The sequence below is a fragment of the Streptococcus sp. 2741 genome (assembly GCF_013276315.1).
GTDB lineage: Bacteria > Bacillota > Bacilli > Lactobacillales > Streptococcaceae > Streptococcus > Streptococcus pseudopneumoniae.
Genome location: NZ_VMKU01000161.1, coordinates 1 through 2,168, shown reverse-complemented (window position 1 = coordinate 2,168; position 2,168 = coordinate 1). Strand labels below are relative to the sequence as shown.

Annotated in this window: 2 protein-coding genes; both read right to left on the bottom strand. The window is 35.1% G+C overall.

The genetic code is table 11. The features are described 5' to 3' along the window. Positions 1-520, bottom strand: a 520-nt coding sequence (locus tag HT671_RS11195; protein WP_172923168.1) for a restriction endonuclease subunit S, incomplete at its 3' end; no start/stop codon positions are given. Between the two features lie 12 nt (positions 521-532). Continuing rightward, positions 533-2,026, bottom strand: a complete 1,494-nt coding sequence (locus HT671_RS11190; protein ID WP_000627747.1) for a class I SAM-dependent DNA methyltransferase — start codon at positions 2,024-2,026, stop codon at positions 533-535. Between the last annotated feature and the right edge of the window lie 142 nt (positions 2,027-2,168).

The window sequence follows — 2,168 nt, the reverse complement described above, 5'->3', positions numbered from 1 at the left end:
ATCGGGATTTGACGAGCAAGTTTAGTTCATCTAACTGCAATTTTCTTTTAGTAATAAGCCTTTTAATCGTATTAAGAATACAAATAATGTTCTCTTGTTCTTCGATACCTAGCAATTCTAATTGTAAATCAAGTAATATATTCTTGTTTAAATGAGGAATTGTTGCACCTGTTGAATGATCTCGTAAATACTGCGATTTACTTTCCAAAAAGACTCCCAAGTAATCTGATATAATTTTTTCTTTGTATCGCTCATTCTTTTTTAAGACCGTAATTGTACTACCAACAGCTCCCGATAACCCATAGCCAACTGTTCCTGCATTAGCACCATCCCATGCTATCAGAATATCATCTGGAAGTGCTTCAGTCATATTTAAACTTTCAGTGAATTTTAAATTATTATTATTTCTTAAATCATCTATTTGAATATAACGTTGGCTTAGGGTTGTTTGTTCAGCAAGTACAGTGGCTTTCTTGCCTTTTTTTAGAGATAAGACTTCCCCCAACTTCACTTTTTTCATACAGCCACCTCCCTACTTGAGTAATTCTTCTAACTCTGCTAAGCCAGCTTGAATTTCTTTTTCTAAATCATTGATTTTCTTTAAGATGACCTCTGTTGGTTCATACTCAACTTTTTCATACTCAATCTCTTTATATTTATTGATAGACAAATCATAATCATTTTCCTTTATCTCAGCAACTGGAACAAAGAAAGATTGATCCGTTCTCTGACGTTCTGCTTCTTTTTCAAGATGATGAAAGCGTTCGATAATATCTGGAATATCATTGTCGCTAATCGGTTGTCGCTTATCATCCAAACTTAAACCATCCGCTTTCATATCGTAAAACCAGACTTTGTCAGTACCACCATTACCAGTTTTTGTAAAGATGAGAATAGCAGTTGAAACTCCAGCATAAGGCTTGAACACACCACTAGGCATTGAGATTACAGCATCAAGCTTATGATTCTCTACAATTTCCTGACGAATTCCTTTATGAGCTTTAGACGAACCAAAAAGGACACCATCAGGTACGATAACTGCTGCTCGTCCACCTGGTTTTAAAGTTCGCAAGAAAAGAGAAAGAAAGAGTAATTCTGTTTTTTTGGTTTTTACGGTTGCAAGAAGGTCATTAGAGGTTGAATTGTAGTCAAGTGAGCCCTTAAAAGGAGGATTTGCTAAAACCAAAGTATATTTATCGGCTTCTTCATTATCTTGAGACAGCGAGTCAAGGTAACTGATTTGTGGATTTTCTACTCCATGTAGCATCATGTTCATCGCCCCAAGTCTCAACATAGTCGTATCCGTATCATTTCCATGAAACATCTGATTATGAAAATGATTGATATTATCTGTATTGGTTTCCCATTCATCTTTCTTACGCTTTAAGTAACGGCTAGCAGATACTAAGAAGCCAGCAGAACCCATAGCGGGATCTGAGATGATATCTTTGATAGTCGGTTGCATCAACTCAACCATCATATCGATGATGTGACGAGGTGTACGGAACTGTCCATTTTTACCTGCGGTCGACAATTTTGATAACAGATATTCATAGATATCTCCGATATCAGTAATACTTTGTTTGTCATTATCAAAATCTACATCTAATCCCCTAGTTGGAAAAACATCTAAGATAGAAATTGCCTTTTGAAGCGTAGCAGGTTTATTTATTTGAAAAATAGCTTCTCGCATATATCGTGAAAAGGCTGTATCATCTGTATCCCCCTTGAGATTTTTAATAAACGGAAAAATCTCCTGAGTCATTAAACGATAAACTTCCTGAGCATCTCCTATATTTTTAAAAGTTGACCAACGGTATTCAGGTTTATCTTTTGGAAAAACTCCCTCATAAGGAATCCCTAGAAATTCAGCATCACTTTCACGTCCAAGCTCGACACTATCCAAATCTTTCATAAATAAGAGATAAGTCAACTGTTCAATATTTGTTAAAGGATTTGCGTTTCCTTCTGTCCAAAGAATTTCCCACAGCTGATCGATTTTATTTTTTAATTCGCCTGTAATCATATCTTCCCTTTTCTTTAGTTTTTAAAACTTAGTAATATCATTATTTTATCAGATTTCAAACAAAGCTTCAATTAACTATATCTATGCGTCACCTGAATATTTTATACTCTTCGAAAATCTCTTCAAACCACGTCAGCTTCAC

Bases quoted from the DNA above. Each gene is read 5' to 3' on its own strand.
- HT671_RS11190 (WP_000627747.1), bottom strand. From the start codon at position 2,026: ATGATTACAGGCGAATTAAAAAATAAAATCGATCAGCTGTGGGAAATT.